Source organism: Selenomonas sp. AE3005 (assembly GCF_000686945.1).
Taxonomy (GTDB): Bacteria; Bacillota; Negativicutes; order Selenomonadales; family Selenomonadaceae; genus Selenomonas_A.
In genome coordinates, this window is record NZ_JMME01000013.1 from 1 (window position 1) to 16811 (window position 16811).

17 protein-coding genes and 1 tRNA gene are annotated in these 16811 nt (G+C 50.3%); 6 read left to right on the plus strand and 12 right to left on the minus strand.

The genetic code is table 11. The features are described 5' to 3' along the window. Positions 1–3139 (minus strand): autotransporter domain-containing protein (locus DL94_RS15320; protein WP_028129757.1); only part of this gene is annotated, 3139 nt, incomplete at its 3' end. A gap of 273 nt (positions 3140–3412) precedes the next feature. Here DL94_RS15320 and DL94_RS0108340 point away from each other — a divergent pair. The 4 genes from DL94_RS0108340 to trxA all read left to right on the plus strand — a co-directional run bounded on the left by DL94_RS0108340 (position 3413) and on the right by trxA (position 5683). After that, positions 3413–3892, plus strand: coding sequence for an Lrp/AsnC family transcriptional regulator (locus DL94_RS0108340; RefSeq protein WP_028129758.1), 480 nt, complete (start codon positions 3413–3415; stop codon positions 3890–3892). A gap of 8 nt (positions 3893–3900) precedes the next feature. Further along, a complete protein-coding gene (locus DL94_RS0108345; protein WP_028129759.1) occupies positions 3901–5085 on the plus strand; it encodes an aminotransferase class I/II-fold pyridoxal phosphate-dependent enzyme in 1185 nt (394 codons plus the stop codon). A 39-nt stretch (positions 5086–5124) separates the two neighbouring features. Next, positions 5125–5201 (plus strand) — tRNA-Pro (locus DL94_RS0108350). Between the two features lie 173 nt (positions 5202–5374). Then, complete coding sequence (trxA, locus tag DL94_RS0108355) at positions 5375–5683, plus strand: thioredoxin (RefSeq protein WP_028129760.1); 309 nt, start codon at positions 5375–5377, stop codon at positions 5681–5683. A 63-nt stretch (positions 5684–5746) separates the two neighbouring features. Here trxA and DL94_RS0108360 read toward each other — a convergent pair whose 3' ends face one another. The 6 genes from DL94_RS0108360 to DL94_RS0108385 all read right to left on the minus strand — a co-directional run bounded on the left by DL94_RS0108360 (position 5747) and on the right by DL94_RS0108385 (position 10537). Beyond that, complete coding sequence (locus DL94_RS0108360; protein WP_028129761.1) at positions 5747–6286, minus strand: LOG family protein; 540 nt, start codon at positions 6284–6286, stop codon at positions 5747–5749. An 18-nt stretch (positions 6287–6304) separates the two neighbouring features. Then, the gene (locus DL94_RS0108365; RefSeq protein ID WP_028129762.1) at positions 6305–8410 is read right to left on the minus strand and encodes a heavy metal translocating P-type ATPase; all 2106 of its coding nucleotides are present in this window, start codon (positions 8408–8410) and stop codon (positions 6305–6307) included. Further along, the gene (locus DL94_RS0108370) at positions 8407–9048 is read right to left on the minus strand and encodes an HMA2 domain-containing protein (protein ID WP_028129763.1); all 642 of its coding nucleotides are present in this window, start codon (positions 9046–9048) and stop codon (positions 8407–8409) included. Before DL94_RS0108370 ends, DL94_RS0108365 begins: the two co-directional genes overlap by 4 nt. A gap of 3 nt (positions 9049–9051) precedes the next feature. Next, a complete protein-coding gene (locus DL94_RS0108375; protein ID WP_037371649.1) occupies positions 9052–9333 on the minus strand; it encodes an HMA2 domain-containing protein in 282 nt (93 codons plus the stop codon). An 89-nt stretch (positions 9334–9422) separates the two neighbouring features. Next, positions 9423–9632 carry a hypothetical protein gene (locus tag DL94_RS0108380; RefSeq protein WP_028129765.1) on the minus strand — a complete coding sequence of 70 codons (210 nt, stop codon included), beginning with the start codon at positions 9630–9632 and terminating at the stop codon, positions 9423–9425. 419 nt (positions 9633–10051) lie between these two features. After that, positions 10052–10537 carry an HMA2 domain-containing protein gene (locus DL94_RS0108385; protein ID WP_028129766.1) on the minus strand — a complete coding sequence of 162 codons (486 nt, stop codon included), beginning with the start codon at positions 10535–10537 and terminating at the stop codon, positions 10052–10054. Positions 10538–10698: 161 nt separating this feature from the next. Here DL94_RS0108385 and DL94_RS0108390 point away from each other — a divergent pair, with 161 nt between their 5' ends. After that, on the plus strand, positions 10699–11268 hold the full coding sequence (locus tag DL94_RS0108390; protein ID WP_028129767.1) for a biotin transporter BioY: 570 nt from the start codon (positions 10699–10701) through the stop codon (positions 11266–11268). 6 nt (positions 11269–11274) lie between these two features. Here the strand turns inward: DL94_RS0108390 and DL94_RS0108395 are convergent, their stop codons facing one another. From DL94_RS0108395 to ispE, 5 genes are all read right to left on the minus strand, one after another. Further along, the gene (locus DL94_RS0108395) at positions 11275–11970 is read right to left on the minus strand and encodes a Crp/Fnr family transcriptional regulator (RefSeq protein WP_081798789.1); all 696 of its coding nucleotides are present in this window, start codon (positions 11968–11970) and stop codon (positions 11275–11277) included. Positions 11971–12099: 129 nt separating this feature from the next. Continuing rightward, positions 12100–13047: a ribose-phosphate diphosphokinase gene (locus tag DL94_RS0108400; protein WP_028129769.1), complete on the minus strand. Its 948-nt coding sequence runs from the start codon at positions 13045–13047 to the stop codon at positions 12100–12102. 137 nt (positions 13048–13184) lie between these two features. After that, positions 13185–14549 carry a bifunctional UDP-N-acetylglucosamine diphosphorylase/glucosamine-1-phosphate N-acetyltransferase GlmU gene (gene glmU, locus DL94_RS0108405; RefSeq protein ID WP_028129770.1) on the minus strand — a complete coding sequence of 455 codons (1365 nt, stop codon included), beginning with the start codon at positions 14547–14549 and terminating at the stop codon, positions 13185–13187. 6 nt (positions 14550–14555) lie between these two features. Next, positions 14556–15287 carry a GntR family transcriptional regulator gene (locus DL94_RS0108410; protein ID WP_028129771.1) on the minus strand — a complete coding sequence of 244 codons (732 nt, stop codon included), beginning with the start codon at positions 15285–15287 and terminating at the stop codon, positions 14556–14558. 27 nt (positions 15288–15314) lie between these two features. Beyond that, positions 15315–16184 (minus strand): 4-(cytidine 5'-diphospho)-2-C-methyl-D-erythritol kinase, encoded by an 870-nt coding sequence (gene ispE, locus DL94_RS0108415; protein WP_028129772.1) that lies wholly within the window; start codon positions 16182–16184, stop codon positions 15315–15317. Positions 16185–16341: 157 nt separating this feature from the next. Between ispE and speD the strand changes: the two genes are divergently transcribed. Beyond that, positions 16342–16803: an adenosylmethionine decarboxylase gene (gene speD / locus DL94_RS0108420; protein ID WP_028129773.1), complete on the plus strand. Its 462-nt coding sequence runs from the start codon at positions 16342–16344 to the stop codon at positions 16801–16803. The last annotated feature ends 8 nt before the right edge of the window (positions 16804–16811 follow it).

Here is a 16811-nt window from a genome sequence, read left to right on the forward strand (position 1 = left end):
CTATGCCCGTTATGCCGCGGCTCAGGTCATTTTTCAGCCAGCCATGGTTCAGGTAAACATAGCCCTCATGCGGGCCGCGCTTATAGCCGGCGTATACGCCCAGGCGCGTATCCTGCACTTTACTGCTGGCCGAATCGGCCGCAAAGGAGCTGTTGCCATAGCTGACAAAACCGCCCACACGCCAGTTTTTCCCGGCCGCCTTGTCATAGCCCAGGGCAAAAGTCGTACCATGATAATTGGCGCCGCCTTTTAACTCGCCCCAGTTCTTGGCCGTCTTGAACCAGATATTATTTTCCACGGGCTGGTCAACTTTAGCCTGCAATTTCAGCCCTTCATTGACAGTTGACGCCTTATCATCAGCCAGTTTGGCCACGGGAACACTGATATCAACATTCTTCATGGCAAAAGCCTCTGACAGACGTGTGGACAGAATATGACTGGTCACCGTATTGGTCTGTGTCATACTTATGCCCTGTGCCGCAGCTGGGGAAGAAATCTCCTTCAGGGCCTGTCTGGCATCTTTCGGCGATAAAGTAAATAGTTTATGCAACTCTACATTCTGGTATTTTTCTTCCTCCATGTTGTCATACATCTTAATTACATCATCGTAAGTTTCAATTACCTCTTCGTCTGTGGTGTCCAAGTTATTGGCAGCTGTTGTTTTTACGGTAATCGTAGTACGGTCACTACTGATTTCCCCCCGGGCATTGAGCATACCAGATACAGGCACTTCTTTATCAGTGATCTTACCTTTGATTTCATCTGCCTTAAGGACAGTCCGATTCTCCTCCCCGGGCAGCATATTGTAGGCAGTCACTGTGGAGCCTTCAATATTGGCCGTACCATTGACGATTATCTGGCCTTTATCACCGCCGCCATAGGCCTGCAGTTTGCCATCGGATACCAAAGTGCCGTTAATTGTCATATTTTTATCAGCCGCCGAGGCGCCGATAGTACCGTGATTGATAAGCTGGCCTGTAGTCGTATCCGCAGCAAAATCTGTATGCTGTTTGCTGCTCATATCATTTACGGTATACGTACCGCCCAACAACGTCGCATCTTTGGCCACCTGTACGCTTACCACATCAGCTGAACCTTCATAAGTCAGCGTGCCGTCATTAACATTCATCTTCATGTTATCTTCGCCGGTGATATTGCCGCTATAGGTCATATTCGTATTGAAATTAAGATTGGTCACCAGGTCTGGAATATACACATCATATTCATACCCAGCGTCCTCATACTGCTGATTATATTGAATACGCAGCGTGTCCAGATCTTCATCATTACTATCACCATCATAAGCCTTTTCACATTCCTTTGCCCCAAACTGTTTCCAATCGGAAGTAATATTGCCCTGAATGCGGGCGCCCTCATTGATGTTGATATTTTTTACAAAGGCATTCTTGGAAATGTAGATGGCATTCTCGCTGCCGATAAGCGTACCGGACAGATTATAGTCATTTACCAGGGGCCCATTTAATTCATCTTTATTGGCATTGTAGGTATTTGCGTCCATATCATTCAGGACAAGATTTTCAGCCGAATCAATTACTCCAGTATTTTTATTAACCGTTCTCTTATAGCGAATATACGAGCCACGATACTCATCACTGGCTCCAATTGAGCTCGAACCAAAGTCAAAGCGTACCCCCGTACCGCCTTCACCTTTGGCCGTTACTGTTCCGACCTGATTTATCGAATGGTTCCTACCATAAGCTATTAACAGACCATTGCCACGCTTGCCGTCCGCATGAATTTCGGTATCTTCCGGCACCACCAAAGTATTGCCCGTACCATCCACACGAATGCCGACAGCCCCCACACCATTGGTCATAATATCCGCATTCTGCGTCACCTTATTATCCGAGCCGTAGATATGCAGACCAACTCCCAACGGCACGAGGCTGTAGGTATTGGCCAGATAATCTGTGCCCTCAGCATTGCGCGCGAAATATCCCTGATTGTTGATGATATTGCCGCCGTTGCCATAGATAGACCGGCCGTAAAAGGCTTTGCGGTCAATCTTGTAGCCCAGGTCCTGCATAACCGCCAGTTCCACCTCTAAAAAGGTCGTATAGTTGGAGTAGGGCCTATGGCTCATCATGCCAGCTGTCTGCAAATGGGCGCCATCAAATTTCACAGGCGTGTTACTATTGTTGTCATCATCTTCCCAGCCATTTACCGGCAGGGCGGAACGGCCGAAGAATTTCGCCCCGTCCAAAACTTCTGTCACATGGTCCCCATAAAAATAAGCATAGCCTTTCCCATCGTTTGTTATTTTCTCATCCACCACAAAATAATTTTTAGCAGAACCTTTTATATCTTCAGTATCCACAATTGGCAGCCCAGCCCGGGCAGGGTTGCCGTTTTGATCCCGCAAATGCAGCGTCCAGGAATTCTTATCCGTTATATTATCTATAATTTGTGTTCTCGCGTCATTAGTTGCCAAACTTATGCCCAGAGCATGTCCGAGTTCATGACGAAAAGCGCCCACAAAATCATTAGCCTGTTCATTGGTCGGCAGTACCGTCTCCGAATCTATCCACCAACCATAACCACCATCATGTCCATAAGCTGTCGCCTGAGTACGCTTAGCTCCCATATACTTGCCAATTGCCACCATACTATAAGCATATTGCCCGGCAGGCAATAAATCATCCTTTGCCTCCTCATAGGTAAGAGGTGTAAACACTTTCCCCTGTTGCAGCTGCTCGCCTAAATAAAACTCAGCATTATAAAAACTATTCGATGCCGGATGCTTTCCATCAGAATTTATCGAGTGTGAAGACGCCGAGGCGTTTTGTATGTCGTATGTTCTGACAAAAATCTGCCAGGGTTTGCTATTTTTTGCTCCAGGCCCCAGAATATTTGTCCAATAATCCGTACTGGTCTTTGTTGCTGCCATGAGGGCAGCAGGTAAATCATAGGTTGACGAGTCAACCAGCCATTTATCCCCGCCAGCACCAATCCCGTAACCTATTTTCAAGAATTTTAATTCCGCAAAATGCTTGCCGTTGTAATCAGAGTATTGCGTTGCCAGATACGGATCTGCTTCTGCTGCCGCTGTATACGATAACGGCATGGCCAGACTGGACAAAACCGCTAATGTCAAAACACAATTCCTTTTGTTTTTCATCGAAATAACATCCTTTCATCGGAAATCCTCTGATTTTAATTTGCACAATCCATTATCCCTATATCGCATATATCGACTTTGGGGAGCAATTTATTAAATTAGAATTTCATTAGAGTATTTATTAGATAATTCCCGGCAAGATTCCTGCACGCTCCGGGCAATTTTCTTGTTCATAAGCCGGCTATATGATATAATTAGCAGGTACGAAATTTGACAAAAAGTCCTCGTCCCCACCGGGCGGGGATTTTACTGTAGCTGGAAAGGGGTTTATATATGCGTGAACTTTTGGAACTGCTGGAACACGATGCCCGTCGTCCTGTAGGCGAACTGGCCTCCATGCTGAAACGCAGCGAATATGAAGTGGAAAAGAACATCAAAGACCTGGAGAAGAACAAAATCATTCTCTCCTACAACACCCTTATCAACTGGGAAAAATTTGGTGATGATACAGTAACCGCTGTCATCGAAATCAACCTGACTCCCCAGCGTGAAGTAGGCTTTGATGCCATTGCTGAACGCATTTACCGTTTCGATGAAGTACGCACCGTTTACCTCATGAGCGGCAGCTTTGACCTGCTCGTTATCATCGAAGGCAAATCCCTTAAAGAAGTGGCCAACTTTGTTGCCACCCGTCTGTCCACCATCGAAGGCGTCACGGCTACGCGCAGCCATTTCATGCTGAAAGCCTACAAAAAAGACGGCGTTATCATCAACGATGAAGAACGCGACCGCAGATTGGTGGTGTCCCCCTGATGGCCGAAATGAATTGGAACGACCGCCTGTCACCGGCAGTAAATGCCATTGCTCCGTCGGGCATTCGCAAATTCTTCGACATCGCCGCCCAGATGGACGATGTTATCTCCTTAGGTGTCGGTGAACCGGACTTCGTCACCCCCTGGTCCATACGTGAAAGCTGCGTCTACGGCTTAGAGCAGGGCTACACTTCCTACACCGCCAACCGGGGCATGCCCGAACTGCGGCAGGAGATTGTAAACCTCTTTAAACGCCGCTATGACGTCGATTATGACTATAACACTGATGTACTTGTTACCGTCGGTGTCAGCGAGGCTCTGGACATTGCCATGCGCGCCATTCTGGCCCCCGGCGATGAAGTGCTTATTCCCGAACCCTGCTATGTGTCCTATCAGGCCTGCACGATTTTAGCCGGTGGTGTGCCTGTAGCCGTGCCGGCAAAAATTGAAAACGAATTCCGCATTACCCCGGAGGAGCTGGAAGAACATGTAACCCCTAAAACCAAAGCCCTTCTTATCGGCTATCCCAACAATCCGACCGGTGCCATCATGACGCGTAAAGACCTGCTGGCCATTGCCGACTTTGCGGAAAAGCACGACCTCATCGTTATCTCCGATGAAATTTACGGGGATTTAACTTACGGCGAAGAAGAACATGTCTGCTTTGCCTCCCTGCCCCGCATGAAGGACCGCACCATTCAGTTAAACGGCTTTTCCAAGGCCTATGCCATGACCGGCTGGCGTATCGGCTACGCGCTGGGTAATCCGGCTGTCATCGCCGCCATGACCAAAATCCATCAGTACACCATGCTCTGCGCGCCCATCACGGCACAGATTGCCGCGGTAGAGGCCCTGCGCCATGGCGAAAAGTACATGAAAAAGATGGTCGCTGAGTACGACCGCCGCCGCCGTCTTATCTATGACGGTTTCATCAAGATGGGGCTGGAATGCTTTGAACCCAAAGGCGCATTCTACATTTTCCCCTCCATCAAATCCACCGGCTATACCTCCGATGAATTTGCCGAAAAGCTGCTGAACACCGAACACGTAGCCCTTGTTCCTGGCAGTGCCTTTGGTAAATGCGGTGAAGGTCATATCCGCTGTTCCTACGCTACCTCCATTGACAAGATTTCCGAGGCCCTTAACCGCATCGAAAATTTCTTGAAAAACCATAAAAAATTAAAAAAGTGTTGACAAGCGTCCCGTTAATCCGTATAATATTTCTTGTGACTACGGGATGTGGCACAGTTTGGTAGCGCGCTTCGTTCGGGACGAAGAGGCCGCAGGTTCGAATCCTGTCATCCCGACCATTGTTAATTCAAGGCGCTGTGATAAAGTTTTACATTTTATCACAGCGCCTTTTTGGTATTTAGTTTTATTTCCGCCTTGTCCCATCTGTGAGTCGGTCACATATATTTATCTGACCTCTTGCTATAATGTAACCAATAAGACAACGTACACACGCAAAGGAGGATTCTATCTTATGGCAACTACGATTCTCACCAACGATAATTTTCAGACTGAGGTCTTAGACTTTTCCGGTACCGTGCTCATCGACTTTTGGGCAGAATGGTGCGGTCCCTGCCGCATGCTGAGCCCCGTCATTGACGAAGTGGCCGCGGAAAATCCTCAGATAAAAGTCGGCAAGGTCAATGTTGATGAACAGCAGGAACTGGCCGCCCAGTTCGGCATTATGAGCATTCCCACGCTGCTCGTATTCAAAAACGGCACTAAAACCAATGAGTCCATCGGACTTATCCCCAAGGAACAGGTGGAAAACTTAATAAAATAAGCCAAGGGCTATGACAGCGAAAATAAACTGTCATAGCCCTTTATCATTGGCGTATATATAATTTTATGCCTTATTCTCGATAAAGCTGTACAAAGCCGCCAGCGAATCAGCATAGAATACTTCCCTGGCCCAGGGCTCTTCCAAAAAGCCCTCTTTCACCATGTGCCCCAAAAACTGCCGCAAAGGCTCATAATAGCCCTCGATATTCAGCAGGCAAAACGGTTTCGGCAGCTGACCGATTTTGTTGAGCGTCATGACCTCGGCAATTTCTTCCAAAGTGCCGATACCACCGGGAAAGGCCACAAACACATCGCCAAGTTCGCGCAGTTTCTCCTTGCGCTGTGCCATGGTGTCCGTGACAATCAGCTGGTCAATGGCGTCATACTGTATCTGCCCGTCCACAAAATAACGGGGCTCCACGCCGATGACCTTGCCGCCGGCCTCTATAACGGCCTCTGCCAGCGCGCCCATCAGCCCCACCCGGCTGCCGCCGTAAATAAGGGTATGCCCCGAGCGTCCGAGCCATGATCCCAACTCCGTCACCGCCTGCCGGAAAACCGGTCTGTTTCCCTCACTTGAACCCAGATAAACCGTAACGTTCATTAAAAGACCTCCAACGATTTATCGCTGCCGGCGGGCATAGCCGCGTTTGCTGGGTGTGAGGATTCGGCAGCTGTTCAAGACCACCGCCAGGGTAGCAGTATTATGAATTACCGCCGCCCACAGGGGATTTATCTTGCCCAAAGCACCCAGGAGCATAGCCGAAGAATTGACCAAAATGGTAGCCATGAAATTCTGGTGTACCAGGTCCATGGTGCGCCGTCCCAGGTCCAAGGCCTCCATCAGACGCGACGGGTCCTCGGAGTGAATGGTCACAGCCGAAGATTCAGCCGCAATATCCGTCTGCCGTCCGCCCAAAGAAACGCCCACATCAGAGAAAGCCAGCGCCGGGGCGTCATTTATGCCGTCCCCTACCATCATAACCGTACCGCGCTGTTTGAGCTTGTTCACATAATGTGACTTATCCTCCGGCAGGATTTCCGCATAGTAGGAATCAATATCCATGCTGTGCGCGACTTCAGCCGCCACTTCCTTGCTGTCACCGGTGAGCATGACGATTTCGTCCACCCCATGACGGCGCATCTGGTTAAGCGTCTTTTTCATCTTGGGACGCACAGGGTCCTCGATACCGATAATCCCCAACAGCTGCTTGTCGCGGGCCACATAGAGGAGGTTTTTAAATGTCTGCCCCTCTGCGAGGCCTTCCGTATCTTCAATGCCATTTTCACGCAGGAATTTCAGGCTGCCGACACGCACGAGGCCGCCCTTGTACCCTTCGAAGTCAGGAACTTCGGCCTGCATGCCCCGGGCCACAATGGTCTTGGAGGACTTATGCTGCGGCGAAGTCCATTCCTTGCCCTGCACGTATTTCTGAATAGCCACAGCCAAAGGATGAACAGAATGCTGCTCGGCGGAGGACGCCAACAGAATCATTTCCTTTTCTTCCACGCCCTTGGTCGTCTTGATAAAAGCAATCTGCGGAATCCCTACCGTGAGGGTGCCGGTCTTATCCAGCACCACCGTATCGGTTTCTGCCAGAGCCTCGATGTAGTTGCCGCCCTTGACCAGAATACCGCGCTTGGCAGCAGCCCCGATGGCCGCCGACATAGCCGTAGCCGTGGACAGTTTCAGACCGCAGGAGAAGTCGATAAACAGCAGGTTCAGCACACGCTGCCAGTCACGGGTTGCCCCGTAGACAATCCCGGCACCGATGAAGGAAATCGGTACGAGGAAGTTGGCCATCTTATCGGCAAAATTCTGTACCGGCGCCTTGCGGTTCTGCGCCTCCTCCACCAGATGGACGATATGGGCCAGCGAGGTATCCTTGCCGACCTTTTCCACCTTGATGGTAAGCTCACCAGCCTCCACCACACTGCCGGCATACACCGCCGATTCAGCATGTTTCATGGCCGGATTCGATTCACCGGTAATGGAGGCCTGATTGACCGCCGCATCACCATTGATAACGTGGCCGTCCACCACGATTTTTTCACCGGTATGGGCCGCAATAACGTCCCCAACCTTCACCTGCTCGACGGGAACCTTGCGCTCCACATCACCTTCCACCAGCCACACATAACGCTGGTCAAGAGACAACAGGCCGGAAATATGGGTACGTGCTTTCTCTGCCGCATAACTAGTGAGCATTTCCGCACCGTTGGACAAAGCCAGCAGCGTCAGACTGGACTCCGGTTTCCCGGCCAGTACCGAGGCAATCACCGCCGTAGCGGTCAAGGTGTCGGCATTGGGCTGGTGGTCCTGCACCACACCCTGCACACCATTCTGAATGAACTTACGGGCAATGCCGAGCACCAGCAGGCTGCGCAGCACCGTAGCTCCGGCAAAAGCCGCCGGCGAAGTACGTTTTAAGATTTCCATGCTGGCAAAGCTGGCCAAAGACATCACGGCGTCACGGCGGTATTCTGCCAGACGTTCGGCCGGCGTAACAGCTGCCTCCTGTGCCTTCTTGACCACTTCAATCAGCATTTTCTGAATCTGTTTTAACTGATAGGGCGTCATTTGCCGCTTGTACCAAAGATGTACCTTGCGTTCATCAACCGTTACCGCCACGACATTGCGGTTGCGGCGGATTTTGGCGGCCAGTCTGGCCCGTTCCTCATGGGACAGAACTGCCTGCAAATGAAAATAACAATTTCCGTATATCATACGGTACGCCATCCTCTCATCAACGTCACAGCCCACCATAACATTTGCGAACCGGAGGGATACTGACCTGTAAGCAGCATTTTACGCAGGCCCCTTAGCAGGAACAACAGGGAGGCCAGTGAACTCATGTCAAACCAGCCGCAGGTATGGTCCTTAATCCACTGGCTGAAAGCTCGGGCCGTATTGCGTACACTGCGCGTAATGGAACCGGCATGGGCCTCACTGCCAGCCAGCAGAGCCATCTTCGCCTTGTTCAGCGGACTGCTGAAGAACTTATTCTCCAGCCACTTGGCCAACTGGTCAATGCTGGCCTCATCGGCCTCCGCAAAGGTCAGCAGAATGCTGCCGCTGACAGCATTTACGCTTACAGACTGCACATAGCTGAGCTTTACCAGCTGTTCTTCGAGCAGTTTCGCCAGTTCCGGGGACACCTTGCCCACACGGTAACGGCGGCGTCCCGGCAGGCTGGATACCAGTTTAAAGCTCTGGGCCGGGCAAACGGCTTTTAAAGCCGCTTTTTTCAGCTGACAGCCAGCTGCAGGTCTTGGCCCGGCAACCGATGCACCGCCTCCGGCTACCATACGGCGAATGCTCTTGCCGATAGCCGCCCCCATCATAAATCCAGATACATACGACATTCGTTATTTCCTCCTTGCATGAGTCATAATATATTCTTCCACCTTGCGCAATTCCGCATTCCGGCGAAGTCTTTCCGGCTGATAAAGGATAAGTATAGAACCCGACGTGGTATTAGTCTGTACGCTGTCTATCTCCGCAAACGCCATCAGCTGTGCCTTAACCTGCAGCTCCAGCTCACTATTGCCAATGAGATTATTAGAATACAGCCGTACCCGTCCCGGCAGATAGGACGATATTTCCACTGAACGGATGAATAAATCCAACTTATTGGTTGGGATTTGCATTTTACCCAGCAAACTCAAACTCTTTCCCTCCACATTATAAGAAAAGACTGCCGCATAAAAGAGCGGCAGTCTCTTTTCGTCAAAAACGATTATTTAGCCTTTTTTGCTTCCTGTGCAGCAATGAGGTCTTCCAGAGCCTCTTTCTGACGCTGCAGTTCAGCCATCGGCAGTTCAGCAGCTGGTTCAGCCTGCTGCATAGCAGCCAGCTGAGCTTCGCGCTCCTGCATAAAACGATAGCCAAAGATACCAGCAACAGCACCTACAGCCAGACCAATCCAAAAATCAGTTTTCTGGAACATCTAATCCATCCTCCTTAAAAATAAACATCCACAAACGGGTTATTCCCGTCTATAGCCAAAGTTTACATGGGCATCCAAGTTTCCCCATTCTGCCATTGGAGAAGAAAACCAATAATGTAGAAATATTATCAATTTCATTCTTCATAATAACAAAATTGAGAGTTCTTGTCAATTCCCGATTATCTTTAACATAAATATATTATACATTTCTGATTTTTTAATTGTCAATAAATTAAGCACAATCATAAATAATTATTATTTATAACGCCGTTGTTCCAGTTTTGCCGTAGGCAAAACTTCCTCTTGGCGTTTCAACGAGGCGGGAGATATGTGCTCACCGCCTGTTATGATATTCGCCCCCCCCACCTGCAGAGGTGGGGGACATCTTCTTCCGAGTTATAATTGACTCTCTTTCCCAATTAGCTTTGTGACTCTGCCAGCCTGGCTATAGCCTTTTCCAGGGCTGCCAGCTTGGGCTTTTTCTGCAATTCATCAGGTTTATAGGTAATGAGCAGCGAACCCGTCAAGGGAGTTACCACCGCGCTTTTTACGCCTGTAAAGGATTTTACATACTCCTCCACCGGCTGCTGCCACTGCGGATTGGCCGCCAAAAGCAAGCTGCGCAGGCGCACCCGGCCCGGCGTATAGGCATCTACCTGAAAGCTGTCCACCATGGCCGCCAGGGTGTTTTCCGCCGGCTCGCCAGCCTCCTTACACCAGGGAATACGACAGACATCAGCCTGCATTTTCTTGCGGTGCTGCCAGCCATGCCATAGTGAAAGCACCGTCCATACCGCACCAAAACCGGCATGAAACCGCTTGCCGGCCACTAGTGTCGCCACGGTACCAATAGAGGCCAAAGTCAGCGGCAGCCCCAGAGGTAATGATTTAAACTTATCTTGCATGAAAATCCCTCCTTTGCAGTTAATTATAACTCTAGTAAAGATTTTTTTCCAAACGAAAAATCCGCACAAGTAAACTATGTGTAATTTATTAGTTGACAATAATAAACAAGCCGTCTACAATGAAGAAGGCTTGTTATAGAATAATATTAGGAGGCTCTCTTATGTCCAATAAATCATTAACTGCAGATTTTCCCCAGGAACACTTTACTCCCCGGGAAATGATGAAAATGGCTTTGTGCATTGCCTTTTGCGCGGTGTCGGCCTTTATTTCCTTTCCTCTGCCCTTCACCCCGGGCCTGGTTACGGCGCTGACCATCGCCCTGACCGTCACGGCTCTGGTACTGCCGCCGCGGCTGGTGTTCATCACCGTAGCGTCCTACCTGTTTCTCGGTGCTATCGGCCTGCCCATTTATCCCGGCGGCGTCGGCGGCCTGGGCCGCCTTTTCGGCCCCACAGCCGGCTTTTACATCGGCTGGCCCTTCGTCTGTGCTATTGTCAGTATGCTGAAAGGCTCTGCCATTAACTTCCGCCGTTACGCGCTCGTTTCCGTCCTGGCCGGCGTACCGCTCACCTATGTCGGCGGCGTTATCTCCATGATGCTGGTACTCCAGATTGACCTCTGGCAGAGTCTGGCCATGGCTGTTCTCCCCTTCATTCCCGGGGATATACTAAAGGCCCTGTTGGCGGCCTTTATCGGCTATCGTGTCAACAGGGCACTTGCTAATCGCTAAACCAGCTTACATATCCACTTGATTTCCCGCGAGCTCCTGCAACGAATCACGCTTAATGATGGTTATGCAGCCGCGGGAATTTTTTATCCAGCCTTCCTGATTGAAGTATTTCACCAGACGGCTGACAACCTCCCGGGCCGTGCCCATATAGCGCGCAATCTGCTCGTGCGTCAGATGAACTTCGTCCCCGCCGTTCTTTTCCGTTTCCTCCAACAGGAAGATAGCCAGCCGTCTGTCGGCCGACAGGAACAGTACCTGTTGCATTTTCCACAGCATTTCCGACAGGCGCTGGGTGGCCAGCTGATAGGCATAGCAGCGGACGTCCGTGTTGGCCTCAGCCAGCCGCCGGAAAGCCGCCACCTCTGTCAGCAGCACCTCCGTATCTTCCTCAGCATCAATATAAACGTCAAAGGTCAGATACTCCAGGGCACAGGAGGCCGTCAGTATACCCACATCGTCAGCAAACAGACGGTAGAGTGTCACTTCCCGGCCGTCTTCCGAGAGGGTATACACCCGGAGCTGTCCTGATTTGATAAAGACTACACCGATACAATCCAAGGGGCCCTGATGAACATGGTCGCCCTTGCTGTAATTAACAATTTTAGTATTTTCACTCAGCAGCTGCTTTTCCTCTGCTGACAATTTAGGCCAAAAGTCAAAATGCTGGATAAATAAATCTGTGGCTGACTGCGTATTCGCCAACAATAACACCTCCTAAAGTATTATTATTTCAGTATAAACAATTATTATTTATATTTCTGTAACCAACACACAAAAGCCTTCCTCAAAGAGGAAGGCTTTTAAAAATATTTTTTTCGTTACAATTTGCAATCAGCGGAACAGCTGGCTTACAGAACGGCGGCTCTGAATCCGCATGATAACGTCACCGATGGCATTGGCCAGGGACAGCGTTACGAACTTTTCGGAATGTTTCTCCGGCGGCAGCGGAATAGTATTGGTGATAACCAGCTTTTCAATGCAGGATTCATTGATGCGCTGCACAGCCGGGTCACTTAAGATAGCATGCGAGCAGGAGGCAAACACACGCTTAGCACCACGTTTTTCCAAAGCCTTGGCACCTTCACAGAGGGAACCGGCCGTATCAACGATATCGTCGATAATGATGGCCGTCTTGCCTTCCACATCACCGATGAGGTTCATAACCTCAGCACAGCCCGGCTGCGGACGGCGCTTTTCAATGATGGCAATCGGTGCATGCAGATGGTCTGCCAAAACACGGGCACGAGTTACGCCGCCCAGGTCAGGCGATACAACCACCACATCGTCCAATTTCTGGGAACGGAAGTAGTTGGCAATGGTCGGAGCTGCTGCCAGATGGTCCACAGGGATATCGAAGAACCCCTGAATCTGACCAGCATGGAGGTCTACGGTTACGACACGGGTTACACCGGCCGTGGTCATAAGGTTAGCTACCAATTTAGCAGAAATCGGTTCACGACCGCGCGTCTTGCGGTCCTGACGTGCATAAGCATAATAGGGCACAACAGCCGTAATGCTGTGAGCCGACGCACGTTTGCACGCATCAGCCATAATCAGAAGTTCCATCAGGTTGTCATTAACCGGATAGGAAGTCGGCTGAATGATGAAAATGTCCTTGCCGCGAATACTTTCGCTAATCATAACCTGGGTTTCACCGTTGTTGAAATGACCGACGTATGCATCGCAAAGGTTTACACCGATGTGGTCCGCAATTTCTTTGGCAAGCTGCGGGTTAGCGTTACCAGTCAGGATGCATAAGTTGCCTGTGTCTAAAGCCATTTTGTAAAAGTCCTCCAAATCTTTCTTTTCCTACAAATTAACTCTTCTTGGGGAAGTGACGACTGCCACTTTCTATCTACAACAGTATAACACTGTTTGTATTTAACATAAAGCCTTATTTATGATTGTTTGCCCAATTATTTACGCTTGTCAGCCCAGCCAGTGATATTGGTCTGACGGGCTCTGGCAATGGCCAGCGTGCCCTGCGGCACGGTCTTGGTGATGGTGGAACCGGCACCGATATAAGCACCGTCTTCAACCTCTACCGGGGCTACGAGATTGGAGTTGCAGCCCACAAAGGCGTCATTGCCAATCTTGGTGCGGAACTTGGTCTTGCCGTCGTAGTTGACCGTGATAGTGCCGCAGCCCATGTTGACGCCGGAGCCCATGTCCGTATCACCGATGTAGGACAGGTGCGGCAGCTTGGAGCCTTTGCCCACCGTGGAATTTTTGACTTCCACGAAGTTGCCCATCTTGACGCCCTCCTGCAAATGGGAGTCAGGACGGATATGATTGAACTGGCCCAGAGCCACGCCATCATCAATTACGCAGTCATGGTAGTAACCGAACTGGCCGGTTACCTTATTGCCCATTTTGACATTCTGGAAACGGACGGACGGCCCGATTTCGCATTCTTCACCGATAACCGTATCGCCTTCAATCCAGGTCATGGGATAAATTACCGTATCACGGCCGATTTTTACATCGCAGTCCACATAAGTGGTATCCGGGTCCATCAGCGTAACGCCGTCAGCCATCAGCTCTTCATTCTTGCGGCGGCGCAAAATCTTTTCTGCCCCGGACAGCTGCTGACGGGAGTTAATGCCCAGCGTAGACTCGTAATCATCAGCGGCTACGGCCCAGATTTTTTCGCCCTGTTTCTGGAGAATTTCCAGTACGTCCGGCAGGTAGTACTCGCCCTGGGCGTTGTCATTGGTAACCTTGCTCAGGGATTCAAAGAGAGCGCGGGCGTCAAAGCAGTAAATACCGGAATTGACTTCGCGGACCTGACGTTCTTCTTCCGTAGCGTCCTTATGTTCCACAATTTTCAGCACGCTGCCGTCATTAGCACGGATAATACGGCCATAACCAGTGGCGTCCGGCATGATAGCCGTCAGCACCGTGGCCTTGGCCTGTGCCTCTACATGGGATTCATAGAGTTTTTTCAGCAGGTCGCCCGTGAGCAGCGGCGTATCACCGCACAGTACCATGACTGTGCCCTGTTCATCTTTCAGCAGGTCTGCCGTCTGCAGTACTGCATGACCAGTACCGAGCTGCTCCTTCTGCTCAGCAAATTCAGCCTGATTGCCCAGTGCCTCACGCACCATATCACCGCCGAAACCGGTTACCACGATGTTGCGTTTTGCCCCGGCAGCTTTGGCCGCGTCAATAACGTGCTGTACCATGGACTTGCCAGCGGCCTTATGCAGGACCTTCGGCAGTTTGGACTTCATACGGGTTCCCTTGCCGGCAGCAAGGATAACAGTTACTAAATCTGACATTGCTCTTTACTCCTTAGCTTTCTTTGTTTTGGCTTTGCCTTTTTTATTTTCATCCCCTGGTTTCTGCAGGGCCTCCATGGCCTTGAGCAGGGTTTTCTCCGAGTTTTCCATGTGGCGCTCAGCAGCTTTGCTGGCGGCACGTTTATCACCATTGGCAATGGCTTCCACTATGAGCTTATGCTCTTCCAGCGTTTCTTCCAGACGTCCGGGATAAGACATGGACAGCGTCCGGAAACGCGTAAGCTGGTCGCGCAGGTTGGAGATAATACCCACCAGCCGCTGGTTACGGGCTGCATGATACATCACATCGTGGAACTCGATATCCGTTTCCACGATTTTCTCGATGTTGCCCTCTTTGATATAACCGCCGATAACCACGAGCAGGCGCTGCAAGTGCTCCAGCTCCTCATCGGTGATATGGTCTGCTGCCAGACCATTGGACAGGGATTCCAGGGCCGTGCGAATCTCAAATATCTCATTGATATCCCGGATAGACATACTGGCCACATACGTACCGCGGCGCGGCATCATCACCACATAGCCTTCCAGCTCCAATTTACGGATAGCCTCACGTACCGGCGTACGGCTGACGCCCAGTTCCTCGGCCAGCTGAATCTCCATAATGCGTTCGCCGGGTTTCAGGACGCCTTCACGAATGGCATTACGCAATGATTCACAAACCACTTCCCGTAAAGGCTGATAGCTGTCTAATCTTATAGGCGCTAATCTACTGCTCATCTGGGTTTCCCTCTCTTGCTCCTAATATTATGCTTTCATTCGGTTCAATTGAAATGTACGGGTGACAAAAACATCAGCATTCTTTTCCTGACGCATAAAGCCGGCGATTTCTTCCGCCTGTTCACGATTCTTGGCCAGGGCAAAAACTGTCGGGCCGCTGCCGGACATCATGCTGGCCATCGCCCCTTTCGCAAGCATCATCTGCTTGTAGCGTTCTATCACATCATACTTATTTATAGTAACACTTTCCAGAACATTACACAACAATTTTGCCACGCCTTTTCGGTTGCCACGGGCAATTTCTTTCTGTATAGCCTCGTTGTCCGGGTGCCGCTCTGCCCCCTGCTCATCATAATTCTGATAAGCCCAGGCCGTGGATACGGAAATCCGGGGCTTGACCAGCACTACCCAGGTTTCCGGCATATCCGGCAGACGTTTCAGCACCTCACCGCGGCCGGTGGCCAGCATGGTGCCCCCAAGCAGACAGAAAGGAATATCCGAGCCCAGCTTAGCGCCGAGTTCACAGAGCTTGTTGTCACTAAGATTCAAGCCGTACAACTCGCTCATGCCCTTAAGTACCGCAGCTGCGTCAGCACTGCCGCCCGCCAGACCGGCAGCCACAGGAATGCGCTTGATAAGTTCAATATGCACGCCGCCTGTCAGGCCGAACTCCTCCTGCACCAAAGCCGCCGCCCGCCAGGCCAGATTCTTTTCGTCTGCTTTCAGCCATGGTACATTGATATTAAGGGAAATTCCCTGCTCCCGCTTTTCCAGTGTCAGTGTATCATGCAGGCCCACAGTCTGCATGACCATCGCCACCTCATGATAACCATCAGGACGCTTGCCCAAAATATCCAGCGTCAGATTTATCTTTGCATTTGCCTCTACCGTTACCATACCTTGCTCCCCACCTTTATTAGCATTACAATATAAATAAGGATATCAATTTTTTTCCTGTAAGGCAAGGAAAACAGACATTTTCAATTTGACGAAGGCTGCAAATATCCACTATAATATAAGTTATGTCATTAGCAATTTGCGAAGGAGCGAACAAATGAAAATTTTAGCCCGGCACTTAACTGCTGATTTATTTAACTGTCAAAATTACCAATTAAATGATAATGAACTCATAAAGGATATGCTGGTCAATCTCATTCAGAAATTTGAAATGCAGCTTATCAGACTCTCCATGGAGGCGCTGGACTCCAGTCATACTGTCTACATGGCCGTTCTGGGACAGGGCCATATAACCATGCACGTTTACCCGGAACTCAAATACGTTTCCCTCGACATCTTCCTCTGTCAGGAAAATGCCGAACCGGATAAGCTCGGTCAGGCCGTCCGCAACTACTTCAAGCCTGACAAGACAAAAACTACCGTACTGAAACGCGGCGACTTTGGCACCGCCAAGGATTTAAAACCCAAAGTCAAAACCAAGGTTGCCCCCCTGCGGAAAATCCACAACACCGGCGCCAAGGTCATCCGTATCCTGGCCCGCCGCAATAACAACCAGTAAATAAGACA